Origin of the sequence: Streptomyces sp. NPDC048417 (assembly GCF_040651615.1) — a bacterium.
Classification (GTDB): domain Bacteria; phylum Actinomycetota; class Actinomycetes; order Streptomycetales; family Streptomycetaceae; genus Streptomyces.
On record NZ_JBEZKI010000016.1, the window covers coordinates 69,134 to 88,918 of the forward strand.

The 19,785-nt window shown below is 70.3% G+C and carries 17 protein-coding genes; 11 read left to right on the forward strand and 6 right to left on the reverse strand.

Annotated features, from left to right (window positions below; genetic code table 11):
- The first annotated feature begins 119 nt into the window (after positions 1-119).
- Entirely contained in the window at positions 120-527 is a 408-nt protein-coding gene (locus AB0D59_RS25045; protein WP_362569323.1) for a VOC family protein, read from the forward strand.
- Here the strand turns inward: AB0D59_RS25045 and AB0D59_RS25050 are convergent.
- From AB0D59_RS25050 to AB0D59_RS25070, 5 genes are read right to left on the reverse strand one after another with little or no spacing between them, the layout of a single operon-like run.
- Positions 517-1,509 (reverse strand): ABC transporter ATP-binding protein, encoded by a 993-nt coding sequence (locus tag AB0D59_RS25050; protein WP_362569325.1) that lies wholly within the window; start codon positions 1,507-1,509, stop codon positions 517-519. The genes AB0D59_RS25045 and AB0D59_RS25050 overlap by 11 nt on opposite strands.
- The gene (locus AB0D59_RS25055; protein ID WP_362569328.1) at positions 1,506-2,504 is read right to left on the reverse strand and encodes an ABC transporter ATP-binding protein; all 999 of its coding nucleotides are present in this window, start codon (positions 2,502-2,504) and stop codon (positions 1,506-1,508) included. The genes AB0D59_RS25050 and AB0D59_RS25055 overlap by 4 nt, the downstream gene beginning before the upstream one ends.
- Positions 2,501-3,442 carry an ABC transporter permease gene (locus tag AB0D59_RS25060; RefSeq protein WP_362569331.1) on the reverse strand — a complete coding sequence of 314 codons (942 nt, stop codon included), beginning with the start codon at positions 3,440-3,442 and terminating at the stop codon, positions 2,501-2,503. Before AB0D59_RS25060 ends, AB0D59_RS25055 begins: the two co-directional genes overlap by 4 nt.
- Positions 3,439-4,515 carry an ABC transporter permease gene (locus tag AB0D59_RS25065; RefSeq protein ID WP_362569334.1) on the reverse strand — a complete coding sequence of 359 codons (1,077 nt, stop codon included), beginning with the start codon at positions 4,513-4,515 and terminating at the stop codon, positions 3,439-3,441. Before AB0D59_RS25065 ends, AB0D59_RS25060 begins: the two co-directional genes overlap by 4 nt.
- Positions 4,516-4,518: 3 nt before the next feature.
- The gene (locus AB0D59_RS25070; protein WP_362569337.1) at positions 4,519-6,390 is read right to left on the reverse strand and encodes an ABC transporter substrate-binding protein; all 1,872 of its coding nucleotides are present in this window, start codon (positions 6,388-6,390) and stop codon (positions 4,519-4,521) included.
- A 428-nt stretch (positions 6,391-6,818) separates the two neighbouring features.
- Between AB0D59_RS25070 and AB0D59_RS25075 the strand changes: the two genes are divergently transcribed.
- The 5 genes from AB0D59_RS25075 to AB0D59_RS25095 are packed head-to-tail and all read left to right on the forward strand — an operon-like array spanning position 6,819 to position 12,438.
- Complete coding sequence (locus AB0D59_RS25075) at positions 6,819-8,447, forward strand: ABC transporter substrate-binding protein (protein WP_362569340.1); 1,629 nt, start codon at positions 6,819-6,821, stop codon at positions 8,445-8,447.
- Positions 8,448-8,453: 6 nt separating this feature from the next.
- Complete coding sequence (locus AB0D59_RS25080) at positions 8,454-9,377, forward strand: ABC transporter permease (protein WP_362569343.1); 924 nt, start codon at positions 8,454-8,456, stop codon at positions 9,375-9,377.
- Entirely contained in the window at positions 9,370-10,377 is a 1,008-nt protein-coding gene (locus AB0D59_RS25085; RefSeq protein ID WP_362569346.1) for an ABC transporter permease, read from the forward strand. The genes AB0D59_RS25080 and AB0D59_RS25085 overlap by 8 nt, the downstream gene beginning before the upstream one ends.
- 8 nt (positions 10,378-10,385) lie before the next feature.
- Positions 10,386-11,360 (forward strand): ABC transporter ATP-binding protein, encoded by a 975-nt coding sequence (locus AB0D59_RS25090; protein WP_362569348.1) that lies wholly within the window; start codon positions 10,386-10,388, stop codon positions 11,358-11,360.
- On the forward strand, positions 11,353-12,438 hold the full coding sequence (locus tag AB0D59_RS25095; protein WP_362569351.1) for a dipeptide ABC transporter ATP-binding protein: 1,086 nt from the start codon (positions 11,353-11,355) through the stop codon (positions 12,436-12,438). The genes AB0D59_RS25090 and AB0D59_RS25095 overlap by 8 nt, the downstream gene beginning before the upstream one ends.
- A gap of 218 nt (positions 12,439-12,656) precedes the next feature.
- Here AB0D59_RS25095 and AB0D59_RS25100 read toward each other — a convergent pair whose 3' ends face one another.
- Entirely contained in the window at positions 12,657-14,783 is a 2,127-nt protein-coding gene (locus AB0D59_RS25100) for a prolyl oligopeptidase family serine peptidase (RefSeq protein WP_362569354.1), read from the reverse strand.
- A 189-nt stretch (positions 14,784-14,972) separates the two neighbouring features.
- Here AB0D59_RS25100 and AB0D59_RS25105 point away from each other — a divergent pair, with 189 nt between their 5' ends.
- The 5 genes from AB0D59_RS25105 (at position 14,973) to AB0D59_RS25125 (ending at position 19,692) form a co-directional block, all read left to right on the forward strand.
- Positions 14,973-15,167, forward strand: coding sequence for a hypothetical protein (locus AB0D59_RS25105; protein WP_351745642.1), 195 nt, complete (start codon positions 14,973-14,975; stop codon positions 15,165-15,167).
- A gap of 80 nt (positions 15,168-15,247) precedes the next feature.
- Positions 15,248-16,129 (forward strand): N-acetyl-1-D-myo-inositol-2-amino-2-deoxy-alpha-D-glucopyranoside deacetylase, encoded by an 882-nt coding sequence (gene mshB, locus AB0D59_RS25110; RefSeq protein ID WP_362569357.1) that lies wholly within the window; start codon positions 15,248-15,250, stop codon positions 16,127-16,129.
- Positions 16,126-16,542, forward strand: coding sequence for a DUF6113 family protein (locus tag AB0D59_RS25115; RefSeq protein ID WP_362569360.1), 417 nt, complete (start codon positions 16,126-16,128; stop codon positions 16,540-16,542). Before mshB ends, AB0D59_RS25115 begins: the two co-directional genes overlap by 4 nt.
- Positions 16,543-16,697: 155 nt before the next feature.
- The gene (locus AB0D59_RS25120; RefSeq protein WP_362569363.1) at positions 16,698-19,049 is read left to right on the forward strand and encodes a hypothetical protein; all 2,352 of its coding nucleotides are present in this window, start codon (positions 16,698-16,700) and stop codon (positions 19,047-19,049) included.
- A 205-nt stretch (positions 19,050-19,254) separates the two neighbouring features.
- Entirely contained in the window at positions 19,255-19,692 is a 438-nt protein-coding gene (locus AB0D59_RS25125; RefSeq protein ID WP_362569366.1) for a hypothetical protein, read from the forward strand.
- Positions 19,693-19,785: the final 93 nt, after the last annotated feature.

A 19,785-nucleotide genomic window follows, 5' to 3' on the forward strand; every position in this document is an offset into this window, starting at 1 on the left:
GTCATCACACGGACTGAATCAGGCCTTTGGCTTCGGACCGAAATCGAATGCGGCGGTTCCACCGCACCGGACACCCTCGCTCCCGATCTCGCTGACCTGTTCGGGGGAGTGCGAACAAAATGCTGCACCACATCGAACTGTGGGTCCCCGACCTGCCGCGCGCCGTCGGCGAATGGGGGTGGCTGCTCGGCCGGCTCGGCTACCGCCCGTACCAGGAGTGGGCGGCCGGCCGCAGCTGGCGGATGGGTACGACCTATCTGGTCGTCGAGCAGTCGCCCGCGATGACGTCCGGCGCGCACGACCGGATGCGTCCCGGTCTCAACCACCTCGCGTTCCACGCCGGAGCGCCCGCACAGGTCGACGAGCTGGCGGACACCGCGCCCGCGCACGGCTGGTCGCCGCTGTTCACCGACCGCTACCCGCATGCCGGCGGCCCGCAGCACTACGCGGCCTATCTGGTGAACACCGACGGCTTCGAGGTGGAGCTGGTCGCCGCCGACGGACCGCCGTCCGGCCTCACGCCGTGATCCGGGCCCGGGCCCAGTGGCACGCCACCTGCTGCCCGCCCGCCCCGCCCAGTACCTCCAGGTCCTGGCCCCGGCAGGCGTCCGCGACGCCCGCGCGGTCCGCCTCACCGCTCGCCAGGATCTGACAGCGGACGTGGAAACGGCAGCCCGCGGGGATACGGGAGGGGTCGGGGGGCTCGCCGGTCAGCACCACGCGCTCGCCCGGCGCCTCGGGCAGCACCGACAACAGCGCCTGGGTGTAAGGGTGCCGGGGAGCCGTGAGGACCTGTTCGACGTCGCCCGTCTCCACGATCCGGCCCAGGTACATCACCGCGACCCGGTCGGCGATGTTCCAGGCCAGACCGAGGTCATGGGTGACCACCAGCGCGGCCAGGCCCAGCTCGGCGCGCAGCCGCAGCAGCAGCGCCAGGATCTCGCCGCGCACGGAGGCGTCCAGGGAGGCCACCGGCTCGTCGGCGACGATCAGTTCGGGTTCCAGGACCAGCGCGCCCGCGATCACCACGCGCTGGCGCTGCCCTCCGGACAGCTCGTGCGGGTAGCGCAGGAAGAAGCGTTCCGGTGGGCGCAGTCCCGCGTGGCCGAGTGCCTCGGCGACCTTCGCCCGCTCGTTTCCCGTGCGGCCGTGGATCCGCAGCCCCTCGGCCACGGCGTCGTACACCGTGTGCCGGGGATTGAGCGAGCCGGTCGGATCCTGCAGCACCAGCTGCACCCGCCCGCGGTACGCCCGCAGCGCCCGCGAGGAGTACTCCAGGGGCTTCCCGGCGAAGGAGATCCGTCCCGCGGTCGGCGTCACCAGGCCGAGCAACGAGCGCGCCAGCGTCGTCTTGCCGCAGCCGGACTCGCCGACCAGCGCCACGATCTCCCCGGCCCGGATGTCCAGTTGGACGCCGTCCACGGCCCGGGCTTCCGGGGCGCCGTGGCGTCCGGGGAAGGTGACGTGGAGCCCCTGGGCGCTGAGCAGCGGCGGGGGTGTCGTCGTCATGAGGCGCTCCTCGTGTCCTCGGCCGCGGTGGTCGGTCCGGGCGCTGCCGCCCCCACGTGCACACAGGCGGCCCGGCGACCCGGCTCGGCGTCCCGCAGCACCTGGTCCTGCGTGGCACACCGGTCCAGTGCCACCGGACAGCGCGGATGGAACGCGCAGCCGAAGGGCAGTGCGGACGGGTCGGGCGGGTCACCGGCCAGGCCGCGCGGGGCGAACCGGGAGGCGGGGTCGCCGATGCGCGGGAACGCCGCCGACAGCGCCTTGGCGTACGGGTGCCGGGCGTCCTCGTAGACCTGGCGGGCGGGGCCCTCCTCGACGACACGGCCCGCGTACATCACCGTGAGCCGGTCGCAGGTGTCGGCGAGCACCGCCAGATCGTGGCTGATCATGATCAGGCCCACGTCCTGCTCCGCCACGAGCTGTTCGATCAGCCGCAGGATCTGCGCCTGGATCATCACGTCCAGGGCCGTGGTCGGCTCGTCCGCGATGATCAGCCGTGGGTCGCAGGCCAGCGCCATGGCGATCATCACCCGCTGGCGCTGCCCGCCGGAGAGCTCGTGCGGGTACGCGGAGGCGCGGGACGCCGGCAGGCCCACGTGGTCCAGCAGCTCGACGGTCCGTCTGCGTGCCGCGGCCGCCGTCGCCCCGCGGTGCAGCAGGATCGGCTCGGCGATCTGGTCGCCGACGCGGTGCACCGGATTGAGCGAGTGCATCGCCCCCTGGAAGACGATCGAGGCGCCCGCCCAGCGCACCGCCCGTACCTGCCCCCAGCGCATGGCCAGCACGTCCTCGCCGTTCAGCACGACCTCCCCGGACACGCGTGTCCCGGCCGGCAGCAGTCTGAGCAGCGCGAGGGCCAGCGTGGACTTGCCACAGCCCGACTCGCCGGCGATGCCGAGCTTCCGCCCCGCCGCCAGCGACAGGTCCACACCCCGCACCGCGTCCGCTCCGCCGGGGTAGGTCACCTCCAGGTTCCGGACCTCCAGCAGCGTCAACGGGCCACCCCCAGTCTGGGGTTGAGGACGGACTCCACCGTGCGTCCGCACAGCGTGAACGCCAGTGCGACCGCCGCGATCGCGATGCCCGGCGGCACCAGATACCACCAGTCCCCGGCGCTGACCGCCCCCGCCTCCCGCGCGTCCTGCAACAGCCCGCCCCACGAGATGACCGTCGGATCACCGAGGCCGAGGAAGGCCAGCGTCGCCTCGGCGAGGACGGACGAGGAGATCATCAGGGTGGTCTGGGCGAGGACCAGCGGCATCACGTTGGGCAGCACATGCCGGGTCATCACGTGCCAGTGGCCGCCGCCGAGTGCCCTGGCCCGTTCGATGTAGGGCCGGGACTCCACCGCGAGCGTCTGCGCGCGCACCAGCCGGGCCGTCGTCGGCCAGGAGGTGACGCCGATGGCGAGGATCACCGTGCCCAGCGACCGGGACATCACGGTGGCCAGCGCGATGGCGAGCACCAGCGCCGGCATCACCAGGAACCAGTCCGTGATCCGCATCAGCACGGTCGCGTACGCCCCCCGGAAGTGCCCGGAGGTGACGCCGACGACCGTGCCGATCACCACCGACAGCACCGCCGCCAGCAGCCCGACCAGGAGCGAGATCCGCGACCCCCACACCACCAGGCCCAGCAGATCACGCCCGAACCGGTCGGTGCCCAGCGGGAACTCACCGCTCGGCGCCTCCAGCGGACCGCCCGGCGCGGTGGTCACCCCGGCCACGCCGGAGCCGACCGTCAGGGGCGCGGTCAGCGCCACCAGGGCGAACAGGACGAGCGCGGTCAGGCCGACCAGCCCGGCGCGGTGGGTACGGTACTGCCGCCAGAACCGTACGGCGGAGCGGCGGCGGCGCTGCCAGGCCAGCGCCCGCGGTCCGGCGGCCTCGGGAGCCCCGGCCTCCGGCGCCGGCGGGGTGGCCTCGGCCGTCATCGGCCCACCCGGGGGTCGAGCAGCGGATAGACCAGGTCGGCCAGAGTGTTCATGATGATCACCGCCGAGGCGAAGAAGAGGAACAGCCCCTGCACCAGGGGCAGGTCGGGCACGCTCAGGGCCTGGTAGAAGAGTCCGCCGAGGCCCGGCCAGGAGAAGACGGTCTCGACCAGGATGACGCCCGCGACGGTCCGGCCGAGGTTGACGAAGACCAGGGTGACCGTGGGCAGCAGCGCGTTCGGTACCGCGTGCCGGCGGCGCACCAGGTCGTCCCTCAGGCCCTTGGCGCGGGCCGTCGTGAGGTAGTCGCTGCCCATCTCGTCGAGCAGTGCCGAGCGGGTGACCAGCAGCGTCTGCCCGTACTCGACGGCGACCAGGGTGAGCACCGGCAGGACGAGATGGTGGGCGACGTCGAGGACGTAGGCGAAGCCCTCCTTGCCGCCCGTTTCCATGCCGCCGGTCGGGAACAGCCCGGGGACGGGACCGAGGCCCACGCCGAACACGATGATCGCCAGCAGGCCGAGCCAGAACGACGGCACGGAGTACAGGACCAGCGCCAGGCCGGTGTTGAGCCGGTCGCCGAGCCGGCCGTGCCGCCATGCCGAACGGGTGCCGAGGAACATGCCGAGCGCGGTGTAGAGCACGAAGGCCGTGCCGGTCAGCAGCAGCGTGTTCGGCAGCGCCTCGCCGATCTTGTCGACGACCGGGGTGCGGAACTGGTAGGACGTGCCCAGGTCGCCGGTGAGCGCCTTGCGGCAGTAGTCCGTGAACTGCTCCCACACCGGCAGGTCGAGCCCGAACTCCTTGCGGTACTCGGCCAGTTGCGCGGCCGAGACCGGACGGCCGCCCGTCATGGTCTTGACCGGGTCGCCGGGGATCAGCCGGAAGAGGAAGAAGCCGGTGACGAGAACGGCGAGCAGCGAGACGGCGGCACCGCCCGCCTTGGCCGCCCCGTAGCGCAGATACCCGGCGGCCGTGCGCGCCCGCGGTCCACGGACCGCCGGACCGTCCGGAACCGGTACGGCGTCCGTGTCGAGCGACGCGGACACCGCGTCGCGAGCAGTCGGCTGCATGGGCTACTCGCGGTCGTCGGCGGTGGCGCGGCGGCGCCGCGCGAAGAACACTCCGGCGCCGGCGAGGACCACGACACCCGCGACGATACCGATGACGACCCCGGTCGAGCTGCCCCCGGAGGAGCTGTCGGAGCCCGCCGGTACCGCCGACCACCAGCTCCAGTAGCCGTCCTGGCCGTAGATGTTGCCGGCGGCCTTGGGCATCGTCTCGATCGACTCGATCTGGTCGGTGCGGTAGGCCTCGACGGCGTTCGGGTACGCCATGACGTTCATGTACCCCAGGTCGTACAGCCGCGACTCCATCTGCTTGACGACAGTGGCCCGTTCGGCGGAGTCGTACTCGGCGAGCTGCTTGGCGTACAGGTCGTCGTACGTCCTGTCGCAGACGAAGTTGTCGGTCAGGCCGGTGTCCTTCGGCGTGGCGGGCAGGGCGGCGCAGGTGTGGATGGACAGCACGTAGTCCGGGTCGGGGTTGACGGACCAGCCGTCGAAGGCCAGGTCGTACTTGCCCGCGAGCCAGGGGTCGGTGACGTTGTCCAGGCAGTCGAGGGTCGTGCCGATGCCGAGCTTGGCCCACCACTCCTTGAGGTACTGGCCCACGGCCTTGTCGTTGGGGTCGGTGGCGTGGCACAGGACGCGGTAGTTCAGTGGTCTGCCGTCCTTGCCGACCCGCTTGCCGTCGGCGTTCTTCTTGTAGCCGGCCTGGTCGAGGAGCTGGGCGGCCTTCGCGGGGTCGTAGGCGAGTTCCTGGCTCGCCGACGGCTTCCAGAAGTACGTGGAGAAGCGCGGCGGGATGTAGCCCTGGCCTTCGACCGCGTGCCCCTGGAACACCTTGTCGACGATGGTCTTCCGGTCGACGGCCAGGAACAGCGCGTGCCGCACCCGCTCGTCGAGCAGGGAGGGGTCGCCGTCGCCGAACTTCTGGCCGTTCTTCGCCTGTGCGCCCGGGTTGGTGGCGAGGGCGTAGAAGCGGCGGCCCGGGGCGTCGTTGACACGGATGTCCTTCTGCCCCCGGAGCGAGGACGCCTGAGCCGGCGTCAGGGCCGGGGCGCCCGCGACGAAGGAGACCTCGCCCTTGCGCAGCGCGGCCACGGCGGCGTCCTGGTCCTTGTAGTACTTGAAGACCAGCTCGTCGAACTTGGGGGCTCCGCGCCAGAAGTCCTTGTTGGCCTTGAGCCGGACGTAGCTGTCCGCCTTGTAGTCGGTGAGGACGAACGGCCCGTCGCCGACGACGGGGAACTTGTCGTCGTTGTTGAACTTCGAGAAGTCCGAGACGTTCTTCCAGATGTGCTCGGGCACGATCGGCACGTCGAGGGCGGTCATCGTAGCCTGCGGCTTCTTCAGTTCGATGACCAGCTTGGTGGGGCTCGGGGCCGTCACTCTGCGGAAGTTGGTGACGAAGTTGCCGTTCGCGGTGGCGGCCGCCTGGTCCGTCATCAGCTTGTCGAACGTCCATGCCGCGTCTTCGGCGGTCACCTTCTGCCCGTCCGACCACTTCGCGTCGGAGCGGATCGTGTACGTCCAGGTGAGCTTGTCGGCGGACGCGGCCCACTTGGTGGCCAGACCGGGAATCGGGTGCGCGTCCCCGGGGTCGTAGTCGGTGAGGTACTCGTACATCAGCCGCTGGAGGCTGGTGCTGAGCAGACGCACCGCAAGGAAGGGGCTCAGCGAGTCGACGCTCTGCGCGACCGCGACCGTGAGCACCTTGTCGCCCTGGGCGGCCTCGGCCTGTTGGGGCGCCGGGTCGAGCGGGGTCGCGAGGAGCGCCGAGACCGTCAGGGTGAGGGCGCCGGCGGCTGCCACGAGCCGGGGCGTACGGGGGCGTGGGCTTCTCTGGTGTGAACGACTTGCGCTGTGCTGGGCTTGTGGGCTCATGGATCGTGACCTCGCGTCATCGCTCGCACAGGGACGCTTGCTCGGACTTCAGGGCCGGATTCTCGCCTGGTGACGCCAGTGGGGTGATGAGTGTGTCTATCAGCGGCTGTCTGGGTGCGTCAACGGCGCGTGGATCCAGTGTGGCCTGCGGAAAAGGCGAGTTGACGCCTCATCGGATCATTATTGGTCTAGACCGGTAAAAGGGGCCTGGTGGGACGTTGGCGCCGCCTGATGCCGGATGCGGCCGCCGTGAAACGTGCGCGTCGTCGGGGCGAACGCCGGCGAAGGCGCCGCCAGCCGGATGGCGCCACTCCTCCGGGTGGGTTGTCCTGCGGATGGGTGCAGTGAATATGTGTTATGCGCCATTTCTGATGATATTGACCGGTAGCGCATCTCTCACGGATCACCCTTCACGGAGGAGGCACGCCATGCGTTCAGCCACGCACGCCCGATGGGCGGCCTGCGCGGCGGTGACGGCGCTCGCCGCCACGGCCTGCGGGGGCGGCGGCAGCGGCGGGGGTGGCGGCGACAGCGCCGTGCTCAGTTCCTCCTGGGGCGACCCGCAGAATCCCCTTGAGCCCGCCAACACCAACGAGGTCCAGGGCGGCAAGGTCCTCGACATGATCTTCCGGGGCCTGAAGAAGTACGACCCGAAGACCGGCAAGGCCCAGGACATGCTCGCCCAGAAGATCGACACGAGCGACTCGCAGAACTACACGATCACCGTCAAGGACGGCTGGACCTTCTCCAACGGCGAGAAGGTGACCGCCCACTCCTTCGTCGACGCCTGGAACTACGGGGCGAGCCTCAAGAACAACCAGAAGAACGCCTACTTCTTCGGATACATCGAGGGATACGACAAGGTCCACCCCGACAGCGGCAGCCAGAGCACCGAGGCGCTCTCCGGTCTGAAAGTCGTCGACGACCAGACCTTCACGGTGAAGCTGAACCAGAAGTTCTCCAGTTTCCCCGACACCCTCGGCTACGCGGCCTTCGCCCCGCTGCCCCGGTCCTTCTTCACCGACCACGCCGGCTGGCTGGAGCAGCCGGTCGGCGACGGGCCGTACCGCATCGAGTCGTACACCAAGGGCTCGCAGATGGCCCTGAAGAAGTGGGACGGCTATCCCGGTGCCGACAAGGCGCAGAACGGCGGCGTGACCCTCAAGGTCTACACGGACAGCGACACCGCCTACACCGACCTCATCGCCGGCAACCTCGACCTCGTCGACGACGTGCCCGCCTCGCAGCTGAAGAACGTCAAGAACGACCTCGGTGACCGATACATCAACACCCCGGCCGGCATCATCCAGACCCTCGCCTTCCCCTACTACGACAGCGCCTGGAACCAGAGCGGGTCGGACAAGGTCCGCACCGGGCTCTCCATGGCCATCAACCGGAAGCAGATCACCGACACCATCTTCCGGAACACCCGCACCCCGGCCACCGACTGGACCTCCCCGGTGCTCGGCACGGCGGGCGGCTTCAAGGAGGGGCTGTGCGGGAGCGCCTGCGACTACGACCCGGCCCAGGCCAAGAAGCTCATCCAGGAGGGCGGGGGACTGCCCGGCGGACAGCTCAAGATCACGTACAACGCCGACACCGGCTCGCACAGGATGTGGGTGGACGCCGTGTGCAACTCCATCAACAACGCGCTCGGCAACGACAAGGCGTGCGTCGGGAACCCGGTGGGCACCTTCGCCGACTTCCGCAACCAGATCGGCCAGCACAAGATGACCGGCCCGTTCCGCGCGGGCTGGCAGATGGACTACCCGCTCATCCAGAACTTCCTCCAGCCGCTCTACTACACCAACGCCTCCTCCAACGACGGCAAGTGGTCCAACCAGGACTTCGACAAGCTCGTCGACCAGGCCAACGCCGAGACCGACACCGCCAAGGCCGTCGGCACCTTCCAGAAGGCCGAGGAAGTCGTCCGCGACAACATGGCCGCCATTCCGCTCTGGTACCAGAACGGCAGCGCCGGCCACTCCGAGCGGCTCTCGAACGTGGCCCTCAATCCGTTCAGCGTCCCCGTGTACAACGAGATCAAGGTCAGCTGACGCGGCATGGGGCGCTATGTCCTCCGGCGGCTGCTCCAGATGATCCCGGTGTTCGTCGGGGCCACGCTGCTGATCTTCCTCATGGTCAACGTCATGGGCGACCCGATCGCCGGGCTGTGCGGAGAACGGGCCTGCGATCCGGCGACCGCCGCCCAGCTGAAGAAGGAGTTCGGACTCGACAAGCCGGTGTGGCAGCAATACCTCACCTACATGGGGAACGTCTTCACCGGGGACTTCGGTACGGCGTTCAACGGACAGCCGGTCACCGAGCTGATGTCCACCGCGTTCCCCGTCACCATCCGGCTGACGATCGTGGCCATCGTCCTCGAGGTCGTCATCGGCATCACCCTCGGCGTCCTCACCGGTCTGCGGCGCGGGCGGCCCGTCGACACCGGGGTGCTGCTGGCGACCCTGGTCGTCATCTCCGTACCGACGTTCGTCACCGGCCTGCTGCTCCAACTGCTGCTCGGCGTCGAGTGGGGCTGGATCAAGCCCTCCGTCTCCCCGGACGCCACCTTCGGCGAGCTGATCGTGCCGGGGCTGGTGCTCGCCTCCGTGTCGCTCGCCTATGTCACCCGGCTGACCCGTACCTCCATCGCCGAGAACAGACGGAGCGACTACGTCCGTACGGCCGTCGCCAAGGGGCTGCCCCGGCACCGGGTCATCACCCGGCACCTGCTGCGCAACTCCCTCATCCCCGTCGTCACCTTCATCGGCACCGACATCGGCGCCCTCATGGGCGGCGCCATCGTCACCGAGCGGATCTTCAACATCCACGGCGTCGGCTACCAGCTCTACCAGGGGATCCTGCGGCAGAACACCCAGACGGTCGTGGGCTTCGTGACGGTGCTGGTCCTGGTGTTCCTGGTGGCCAACCTGCTGGTGGACCTGCTCTACGCCGTACTCGACCCGAGGATCCGCTATGCCTGAGCAGCCGTTCGAGCAAGACCGGGCCATCGCGGGGACGGGCATGGGCGGGGCGATGGACCTGGCGGCGACCGAAGCGGAGACGCTGGAGCGGACACCCGGCGGACCGCTCGGCACCGGCCCGTCCGAGCTGTATCCATCAGCCGCCTCCGGCGGACGGGCCCGCTCGCTCTGGTCCGACGCCTGGCGGGACCTGCGCCGCAACCCGGTCTTCCTCGTCTCCGCCCTCGTCATCCTCTTCCTCGTCGTCATCTCCCTGTGGCCGTCCCTGATCGCCTCCGGCTCCCCCCTCAAGTGCGACCTGGCCAAGGCCCAGGAGGGCTCCCAGCCGGGCGCACCCTTCGGTTACGACGGACAGGGCTGCAACGTCTACACGCGGACCGTCTACGGGGCCCGTACCTCCGTCACGGTGGGTGTCTGCGCCACGCTCGGGGTCGCGCTGCTCGGGTCGGTGCTCGGCGGGCTCGCCGGGTTCTTCGGCGGGTTCTGGGACTCGGTGCTGTCCCGGATCACCGACGTCTTCTTCGCCATCCCGGTCGTCCTCGGCGGTCTCGTCCTTCTCTCCGTGGTGACCAGCAACACGGTCTGGCCGGTCATCGGGTTCATGGTGCTGCTCGGCTGGCCCCAGATCTCCCGGATCGCCCGCGGCTCGGTGATCACCGCCAAACAGAACGACTACGTCCAGGCCGCCCGCGCGCTCGGCGCCTCCAACTCCCGCATCCTGCTGCGGCACATCGCGCCCAACGCGGTGGCCCCCGTGATCGTCGTGGCGACCATCGCGCTCGGCACCTACATCGCGCTGGAGGCGACCCTGTCGTACCTCGGCGTCGGCCTGAAGCCGCCCAGCGTCTCCTGGGGCATCGACATCTCCGCCGCCTCGCCCTACATCCGCAACGCCCCGCACGCCCTGCTGTGGCCCTCCGGGGCCCTCGCGCTCACCGTCCTGGCCTTCATCATGCTCGGCGACGCGGTGCGCGACGCCCTCGACCCGAAGCTGAGGTGAGCGCCGCCGTGCTGCTCGAAGTGCGCGACCTGCACGTGGAGTTCCGCACCCGCGACGGGATCGCGAAGGCGGTCAACGGAGTCTCCTACGCCGTCGACGCCGGGGAGACGCTGGCCGTGCTCGGGGAGTCCGGATCCGGGAAGTCGGTCACGGCCCAGGCGGTGATGGGGATCCTGGACACGCCACCGGGGCGGATCGGCGGGGGCGAGATCCTCTTTCGGGGGCAGGATCTGCTGAAGCTCAAGGAAGAGGAGCGGCGGAAGATCCGGGGCGCCGAGATGGCCATGATCTTCCAGGACGCGCTGTCGGCGCTGAACCCGGTGCTGAGCGTGGGCGACCAGCTCGGCGAGATGTTCGTCGTGCACCGGGGGATGTCCAGGAAGGGCGCGCGGGCCAAGGCGGTCGAGCTGATGGACCGGGTGCGGATCCCGGGCGCCGCCCAGCGGGTGCGGGACTATCCGCACCAGTTCTCCGGGGGCATGCGCCAGCGCATCATGATCGCCATGGCGCTGGCCCTGGAACCCGCGCTCATCATCGCCGACGAGCCGACCACGGCGCTGGACGTCACCGTCCAGGCCCAGGTCATGGACCTGCTCGCGGAGTTGCAGCGCGAGTACCGCATGGGGCTGATCCTGATCACCCACGACCTGGGCGTGGTCGCGGACGTCGCCGACCGGATCGCCGTGATGTACGCGGGGCGGATCGTCGAGTCCGCGCCGGTGCACGACATCTACAAGGCACCGGCGCATCCGTACACACGCGGGCTCCTCGACTCCATCCCGCGCCTGGACCAGAAGGGGCAGGAGCTCTACGCCATCAAGGGCCTGCCGCCCAACCTCATGCAGATCCCTCCGGGGTGCGCCTTCAACCCGCGCTGCCCCATGGCCCAGGACGTGTGCCGCACCGACGAGCCACCGCTGTACGAGGTGGATCAACACCGGGGCAGTGCCTGTCACTTCTGGAGGGAGTGCCTCAATGGTTGACGCGGTGGTTGAGCCGATCCTGGAAGTGAGTGGACTGGTCAAGTACTACCCCTTGACGCAGGGCATCTTGATCAAGAAGCAGATCGGTGCCGTCAAGGCCGTCGACGGTGTCGACTTCGTGCTCGGCAAAGGAGAGACCCTCGGCATCGTCGGGGAGTCCGGCTGCGGCAAGTCGACCGTTGCCAAGATGCTCGTCAATCTCGAGCGGCCGACGGCGGGGTCGATCAAGTACAAGGGCGAGGACATCACCAGGTTGAGCGGGCGGGCGCTGAAGGCCGTCCGCCGCAACATCCAGATGGTCTTCCAGGACCCGTACACCTCCCTCAACCCCCGGATGACCGTGGGCGACATCATCGGCGAGCCGTACGAGATCCACCCCGAGGTGGCTCCCAAGGGCGACCGGCGGGGGCGGGTCCAGGAGCTGCTGGACGTCGTGGGTCTCAACCCCGAGTACATCAACCGCTATCCGCACCAGTTCTCCGGCGGACAGCGGCAGCGCATCGGCATCGCGAGGGGGCTGGCGCTGCGCCCCGAGGTGATCGTCGCGGACGAACCGGTGTCCGCGCTCGACGTCTCCGTGCAGGCCCAGGTGATCAACCTGCTCGACCGGCTCCAGAACGACTTCGACCTGTCGTACGTCTTCATCGCCCACGACCTGTCGATCGTGCGGCACATCTCGGACCGGGTCGGGGTGATGTACCTCGGGCGGATCGTGGAGATCGGCAAGGACGAGGAGATCTACGAGCACCCGACCCACCCCTACACCCAGGCCCTGCTCTCCGCGGTGCCGGTGCCGGATCCCGAGGCCCGGGAACACCGGGAGCGGATCATCCTGAGCGGGGACGTGCCGTCGCCGACGAACGTTCCGTCGGGGTGCCGGTTCCGCACGCGGTGCTGGAAGGCGCAGGAGCGCTGCGCGCTCGAGGTGCCGTTGCTCGCGGTGCCCGCCGTGTTCCGGGTCGCGTCGGGGCCGGCGGCCCATGACTCGGCCTGCCATTTCGCGGAGGAGAAGCAGGTGGTGCCGCCGGAGGGGCCGGCCGGGGGAACGCCGGACGATCTTGCCGACGGGGGTGCGTAGCGGGACGAACCGGGGTCAATCTCGTTAACACACAGGCAACTTCGGCGACCCGGTCCCGATATACGGACGCGGCACGCTTAACAGCGTACGGCCGTGCGGGTGCCGTAAACGGGCCGGGACGCGCCATGTCGTCCCGGCCCGTTGCCGTACGCTCCGCGGGGTGCGGCCGAAGTGAACCTGCGGGCCGGTGGGGGCCGAGCGCGCAGTTCCCCGCGCCCCTAAAGGGGCGCCATGCCCAACGTCCGCTTCAGGAAGTCCAGCTGGAGCAGCAGGAGGTTCTCCGCCACCTGTTCCTGTGGGGTCATGTGGGTCACGCCCGACAGTGGCAGGACCTCGTGCGGGCGGCCCGCGGCCAGCAGGGCGCTGGACAGGCGCAGTGAGTGGGCCACCACCACGTTGTCGTCCGCCAGGCCGTGGATGATCATCGTCGGGCGGTGCGGTTCGGCCGCGTCGACCAGGCCCGCGTCGTCGATCACCGAGTTGCGGCGATACACCTCCGGCTGCTCGCCCGGGTCGCCGAGGTAGCGCTCCTGGTAGTGGGTGTCGTACAGGCGCAGGTCGGTCACCGGGGCGCCCACCACCGCCGCGTGGAAGACGTCCGGACGGCGCAGGGCGGCGAGCGCGGCGAGGTAGCCGCCGAAGGACCAGCCGCGGACGGCCACCTTGGTCAGGTCGAGCGGGAAGTCCGCGGCGAGCGCCTGGAGCGCGTCGACCTGGTCCTGCAGGACGATCGCCGCGATGTCGTCCTTGATGGACTTCTCCCAGGCCGGGGAGCGGCCGGGGGTGCCCCGCCCGTCCGCGACGATCACCGCGAAACCCTGGTCGGCGAACCACTGGGAGGTGAGGTGGGCGTTGTGCGCGGCGACCACGCGCTGGCCGTGCGGACCCCCGTAGGGGTCGAGCAGAACCGGAAGGGGAGTGTCCCCGTGGTAGTCCCGTGGCATAAGCACGGCGCACGGAATTCGGCGTGCGCCCCCCTCGGTGAGTGTCACGCGCGGGGACAAACCAGGATCTTCGGCGTACGACGTGACAGTTGCCAGATGCTTTCCGTCACGCAGCACCTGGACGTGGGCGCCCGGCCGGTCCAGCGTGGCGGACACCAATACGGTCACGCCCCCGGCGCGCGTGGCCGTGTGCACGCCGGGCTCCTGCGACACGCGCTCCACGCCGAGTTCGTTGACGCGGTAGACGTGTACCTCGCCGATTTCGGGGGACTCGGCCTCCTCGCCGGCGGACGCGGAAACCAGCACGTCATCGGCGGTCACGTCGAGAACCGCACGGATGTGCAACTGGGCACCCGTGAGTGGCCGTTCGCCCACCGCGAGCACCCGGGCGCCGCCCTCGTCGGCGATCCGTACCAGCTGTCCGGAGGGGCTCCAGCAGGGCACTCCACCGAACAGTTCAAGCCATGTTGGATCTTCGTCGGCGTGCACCATCCGGGTCGCCCCCGACCCCGGGTCCACCGCGAGGAACAGCTGGCTGCGCTGGTCGCGCGCCTGTACGAGCAGCAGCGGTGCACCCGCCTCTGACCAGTGCACACGCGCCAGGTAGGGGTAGCGTGCCCGGTCCCAGGAGACCTCCACGCGCCCCCCTTCGAGGTCGTAGGCGAACAGCCGTACGTCCGCGTTCTCGGTGCCCGCCGCCGGGTAGGCGACATGATGTGGCTCACGCCCGGGGTGGGCGGGGTCGGCGATCCACCACCGCTGTACCGGCGTGTCGTCCACCCGGGCCACCAGCAGCAGGTCGGACCGCGGCGACCACCAGAAGCCGCGCGAACGCCCCATCTCCTCGGCCGCGATGAACTCGGCCAGTCCATAGGTGACCTGTTCCGACTCGGGCTCCGCCAGCGGCCGGTCGTCCGCGCCGTCGGCGCCCACGACCCGCAGGGCACCCTCCGTGACGTACGCGACCTGGCGGCCGTCGGGGGACGGGCGCGGGTCGATCACCGGTCCGGGGACCGTGAGTTCGCGTGTCGTGCCGGCCCTGAGCTCCGCCGTGAAAAGCCGCCCTGACAAGGCGAAAGACGCCAGCTCCAGGGTCGCGTCGGTGGCGTACCCGACGATGCCGGCACCGCCCTCACGGCTGCGTTCGCGACGGGCCCGCTCCTGTGCCGAGAGGTGTTCGTCGGCGCCGCCGAGCAGGGTGCGTGGGTCGGCCGCGAGGCGCTCCTCGCCGCTCGGCACATCGAGAATCCACAGGGAATTGGCCCGGTCCGTACCGGAACCGGAGCGCAGAAACGCCACGCGGGAGCCGTCGGGGGCCACGGTGAACGCGCGCGGCGCGCCGAGCGTGAAACGCTGGGTGCGGGCGTGCCGGCGGGGGAATGAGACAGCCTCGGTCTTCATGCCCCGACCATATTGGCCATGCGCCCCCTTGTGCGGCCGTGCGCCGAGCGATGCGCGAGCACGCATAGTTATGATCACTACCGCTGAGTGGGTATGAACCTGCTGGCTTGCGCATGGATTTGCTGTACCGATCTACAACCCCCATACCCGAACCCCCCGCGTCCCTGGGATCTTTGGAGGTGAGCCGCCGTGGCACTCTCGATTTCGGCGGTGGTGCTGCTGGCGATCATCGTCTTCTTGCTGATCAAGAAGTCGGGTCTGAAGGGCGGGCATGCGGTCGTCTGCGTGCTGCTCGGTTTCTATCTCGCCTCCTCGACCATCGCGCCGACGATCAGCGATCTGACGACCAACGTCGCCAGCATGATCGGCAGCATCAAGTTCTGACCCGGACCACCTTCCGACCCGGTCGGCCTCGTCGACCGGGTCTGCGCGGCGCTGTCGGTGGCGTTTCGTAGGGTGGGCACATGACGGAACCGCCCGCCCGGCCGCTGCCCGCCCAGCGCCTGCTGCTCGTGCACGCGCACCCGGACGACGAGTCGATCAACAACGGCGCCACCATGGCCCGCTACGCGGACCAGGGCGTCCATGTGACGCTGGTCACCTGCACCCTCGGTGAGGGCGGTGAGGTCATCCCGCCCGAGCTGCGGCATCTGACCGGTCCCGCACTGGGCGAGTACCGCCGGGGTGAGTTGGCCGCCGCCATGGGCGCACTGGGCGTCGGCGACTTCCGGTTGCTCGGCGGCCCCGGCCGCTACCGGGACTCCGGCATGATGGGCACCGCCGACAACGACGACCCGCACTGCTTCTGGCGGGCCGACATCGACGAGGCCGCCGGGTACCTGGTCGAGGTGATCCTTGAGATCCGCCCCCAGGTCCTGGTCACCTACGACGACAACGGCGGGTACGGCCACCCGGACCACATCCAGGCCCACCGTGTCGCGGTGCGGGCCGTGGAGCTGGCCGCCGAGGCCGGCCACCGCGTCGCCAAGGTCTACTGGAACCGCGTCCCGCGCACGGTCGCCGAGGACGCCTTCGCCCGGCTCCGGGACGATCTGCCGGGGCTGCCGTTCGCCAAGGCCGCCGCCGTCGACGACGTACCGGGCGTGGTCGACGACCGCCGGATCACCACCGAGATCGACGGCACCACGTACGCCACCGCGAAGACCGCAGCGATGGCCGCGCATGCCACCCAGGTCGAGGTGGCGCCGCACGGCACCCCCTGCTTCGCGCTGAGCAATGAGCTGGCCCAGCCCGTATTCGTCACCGAGTACTACGAGTTGGTGGTCGGCGAGCCGGGCGCGGCGCGCGAGACCGATCTCTTCGCCGGTATCGGGGAGGCACCATGAGTTCCGCCGGACGCGGCTCGATGCTCGCGCAACCGTTGCAACGGCCCCCCGCCGGGCGGATCGCCGCCCTGTTCGGGCTGATCGTGCTCGGCGCCCTGGTCGGCCTCGCCGGGGCCCTCGTCCAGGCCGCCTGGTTCCCCGGTGGGCTGCTGCTCGCCCTGGCCGGCGCCGCCGGTCTCTTCCTCGGCGGGTCGCGGGCGCTGGGCAGCCGCTCCGGGGCCGTGGCACCGGCGTTCGGCTGGGTCGTCGCCGTCATCCTGCTCACCGCCAGCAGACCCGAGGGCGACTTCCTGTTCGGTGCGGGAGGCGGTTCCTATCTCTTCCTGCTCGGCGGCATGGCGCTGGCTGTGATCTGCGCCACTATGGGTTTGGGGCGGCAACCTGACACGGACGGCGCCCGACTTGGCAAGTGACGTACCAGTTCGCCGTGCGGCGCGCGTGACAGTCCGGTGTGGGTTTCCCCAGCGGTCATGGGATAAGCGCCAGAAGTGGCCAGTATGGTGGTGCGCGCCGCCGAGCCGCCCGAGCAAGGTCGTACGGGCGGCGGAGCCAACCGGGAGAACCTGCCTTGAGTCGTGAAACTGACACTCCTTCCTCCGGGCCCGACGGGCGCGGGGGAGCCGCATACCCCTCGGGCACACCGCCGTACGGGACCCCCATGGCTTCCGACGACGGCAAGGGCGCGGGCCGTTCGGCCGCGCAGCCGGAGGAACGCAAGACCGAGACCACGCTGACGACCCGGATCCGGATCAACATCCCCGGATCCCGGCCGATTCCGCCGGTGGTCGTCCGTACCCCTGTCACGGACGCCGAGAGCGGCGCCGGCGAGGAGACGGGCACGCACGCGCAGCCGACGGGCGCCACGATGTCCAGCGGGCCCACCGGGTCCACCGGCACCGTCGAGCCGCCCGCCGAGACCGCGCCCGGGCCCGCCACCGGGGACAAGCCCAGCGACTGGTTCGCGCCGCGCAAGTCCGGCCCTGCCAAGGGCGGTCAGCGCGGCGGCGCGACCAACGGCGTCGGCACGCCCGGCGGTTCGCCCGCCCCGGCGCCGAACGGCCCGGCCGCACAGGGCACCCCCGGTGCCGCGCAGGGCGCCCCCGGTGCCGCGCGTCCGAACGGCGGCCGCCCCGGCGGTGTCGTCGGCTCCATGAGCGTGCCCGGCACGTCCCGGAGCGGCTCGACCAACGGCGCGGGGCTGCCCACGGGCGCGACCGGCGGCCCGGTGGCTCCCGGGCACGGCGGCGGCACCGGCTCCTTCGACGTGACCGAGGCGCTCGCCGCGGGCCCGCTCGGCGGCCCCCGGGGCGGCGCCAAGGGCCCCGGCGAGCCCCGCCGCGACGAACTGCCGTACTTCACTGGGAACGGCGGCCAGAACGGCGCCCAGCCCGGCCCCGGTGCGCCCGGCGGCGGCCCGGCCGGTCCGGGCGGCCCCAGCGGCTTCAACGGCCCCGGCCTCCCCGGCGGCCCCGGCGGCCCGCAGGGCCCGGCGGGCCCCACCGGCGGCCCGGTCACCGGCGACGGTCCGTTCATCCCGCCGGTCAACGGCAGTGAGTCCTTCGCGGGTCCGGGCGGCGCGCCCTTCAACGGTGGCGAGCCCTTCGGCGCGCCGGGCGGCCCGGCCGGCCCCGGTGCCCGCCCGGGCGGCCCCGCCGGCCGTCACGCCCAGGCCGGACCCGGCACGCGCACCGCCCCCGCCGGTCCCGGCCTCGGACCCGGCGGCGGCCTGAGCGACGACACCGCGATCCTCACCCCGCAAAAGCCCGCCCCCGAACCGGGCACGCCCGGCTACGGATCCCCGGCGGACAACGTCTCCGGACACACCGTCACCAGCGGCATCCCGGTCGTACCGCCGGGCGCGAACTCCCCGTTCGCGCCGGGCACGCCCGCCGACGGCCCGCTGCCGCACACGCCCCCGAAGCTGCCCGAACCGGTCTCGCCGCCCCCGGCCGAGTCCAAGGGCAAGGCCAAGGCGAAGAAGAAGCGCGGCAAGCTGCCGCTCCTCGTCGGTGTCGTGGTGGTCGCCGGCCTCGGTGTCTATGGCGCCGGGCTCCTGATGAACCACTCCGACGTGCCCAAGGGCACCACGGTGCTTGGCGTCGACATCGGCGGCGGCACCCGCGACGACGCCGTCAAGAAGCTCGACGACGCGTTCGGCACGCGGGTGAACAAGCCGTTGAAGCTGTCGGTCGACGGCAAGGCCGTCTCGCTGCCGCCGGACCAGGCGGGCCTCCAGTTCGACATGCAGAACACCGTCGAGGCGGCCGCCAAGAGCGACTACAACCCGGTCTCCGTGATCGGCTCCCTGTTCGGCCAGAAGCGGGTCGTCGACCCCGCCATGCCGGTCGACGAGGAGAAGCTCCAGGCCGCCCTCAAGGGCCTCGGCGGCAGCTCCGGCTCGGTCACCGAGGGCACGATCAAGTTCACCTCCGGCAAGGCCGTCGCGGTCTACGGCAAGGCGGGCAAGGGCATCGACGCGGCCGCCTCCACGAACGCGGTCAAGCAGGCGTACGAGTCGACGGTGGAGACGGGCACGGCTTCAGCGGTCGCCGTACCGACGACCACCGTGCAGCCGACGGTCTCGAACGCCGAGGTCGACCGCGAGATGAAGGCGTTCGCGGAGCCGGCGATGTCGGGCCTGGTCACGGTCAAGACGGACACCGGCGTCCCGCTGCCGATGAGCCCGCAGAACTCCCTGTGGAAGTTCCTCCGGGTCAAGGCCGTCAACGGCAAGCTCGTCGACAGCCCCGACCTGAACGCGCTCAAGGAGCTCTACGGCAGCACCTTCGACGGCGTCAAGATCACCCGCGCCAGCGGCGAGAAGACGGCCGTCACCCCGCAGGACGTCTACGTCGCCATGCGCCAGGCGTTGCTGAGCAAGACGAACCGGGTGGGTGTCATCAAGACGAACCCGAGCTAGTCGAACAACAACGAGAGAGGGCACCCGGTGATCACCGGGTGCCCTCTCTCGTTGTGTGTCATGGTCGAGGGCTGGTGCAAACTGCCACTTAATTAACGAGAGTTGAGCTTACGGACGGCGATGCGGTGACCCGGCTCGCTGCAAGATCCATCTCGTCGGCATTCGACTTGGACAGGAATCTGCATGCACATGATCCGTCGCACCCATGGTCTTCCTTTCCAGCATGCTCATGCTCGCCGGAGCCGGTCTGTTCCTCGCGTCGCCGGCGCAGGCCGCCACCTCGTGCTCCGGCACCATCACCCACGACGCGACCGTCTCCCGTAGCGGGAGCGTCATAGGTGAGCTGGTCATCTACTACAACAGCAGCAACGGCGGCACCAACAGCGCCTGCTTCTACCATCGTGGAGTGTCCTACGGCGTTGCCGCTCCCACCGACGTCCAGATCCTTCGCTGCTCGCAGACGTCGGGCACGGGGAAGGTCTGCACCCCGACCCAAAACTCCCCTGTGGACAGCGGTTCCTACTCGTACCAGGCGGGTCCTGTCGGCGTGACCGGCACGGCGAACTACTGTGTCGCGGCTGTCGGCGGAATCTGGTGGGGCGGTACGGAGTCCTCCATCGAGAGCGGCACGCGAGGATGCTGATCAGCGTGTCCTGAGGAACGCAGCCAACGGGGGCGCCCGGTACTCACCGGGCGCCCCCTCTCGTCATGTCACGTGCTGCTCATGACATCTGTC

Coding starts and splice junctions, on each gene's coding strand:
- AB0D59_RS25070 (WP_362569337.1), bottom strand. CDS start 6,390: ATGAGCCCACAAGCCCAGCACAGCGCAAGTCGTTCACACCAGAGAAGC.
- AB0D59_RS25100 (WP_362569354.1), bottom strand. CDS start 14,783: ATGAAGACCGAGGCTGTCTCATTCCCCCGCCGGCACGCCCGCACCCAG.
- mshB (WP_362569357.1), top strand. CDS start 15,248: ATGACGGAACCGCCCGCCCGGCCGCTGCCCGCCCAGCGCCTGCTGCTC.
- AB0D59_RS25125 (WP_362569366.1), top strand. CDS start 19,255: ATGGTCTTCCTTTCCAGCATGCTCATGCTCGCCGGAGCCGGTCTGTTC.
- AB0D59_RS25115 (WP_362569360.1), top strand. CDS start 16,126: ATGAGTTCCGCCGGACGCGGCTCGATGCTCGCGCAACCGTTGCAACGG.
- AB0D59_RS25065 (WP_362569334.1), bottom strand. CDS start 4,515: ATGCAGCCGACTGCTCGCGACGCGGTGTCCGCGTCGCTCGACACGGAC.
- AB0D59_RS25095 (WP_362569351.1), top strand. CDS start 11,353: ATGGTTGACGCGGTGGTTGAGCCGATCCTGGAAGTGAGTGGACTGGTC.
- AB0D59_RS25075 (WP_362569340.1), top strand. CDS start 6,819: ATGCGTTCAGCCACGCACGCCCGATGGGCGGCCTGCGCGGCGGTGACG.
- AB0D59_RS25050 (WP_362569325.1), bottom strand. CDS start 1,509: ATGACGACGACACCCCCGCCGCTGCTCAGCGCCCAGGGGCTCCACGTC.
- AB0D59_RS25080 (WP_362569343.1), top strand. CDS start 8,454: ATGGGGCGCTATGTCCTCCGGCGGCTGCTCCAGATGATCCCGGTGTTC.
- AB0D59_RS25085 (WP_362569346.1), top strand. CDS start 9,370: ATGCCTGAGCAGCCGTTCGAGCAAGACCGGGCCATCGCGGGGACGGGC.
- AB0D59_RS25060 (WP_362569331.1), bottom strand. CDS start 3,442: ATGACGGCCGAGGCCACCCCGCCGGCGCCGGAGGCCGGGGCTCCCGAG.
- AB0D59_RS25045 (WP_362569323.1), top strand. CDS start 120: ATGCTGCACCACATCGAACTGTGGGTCCCCGACCTGCCGCGCGCCGTC.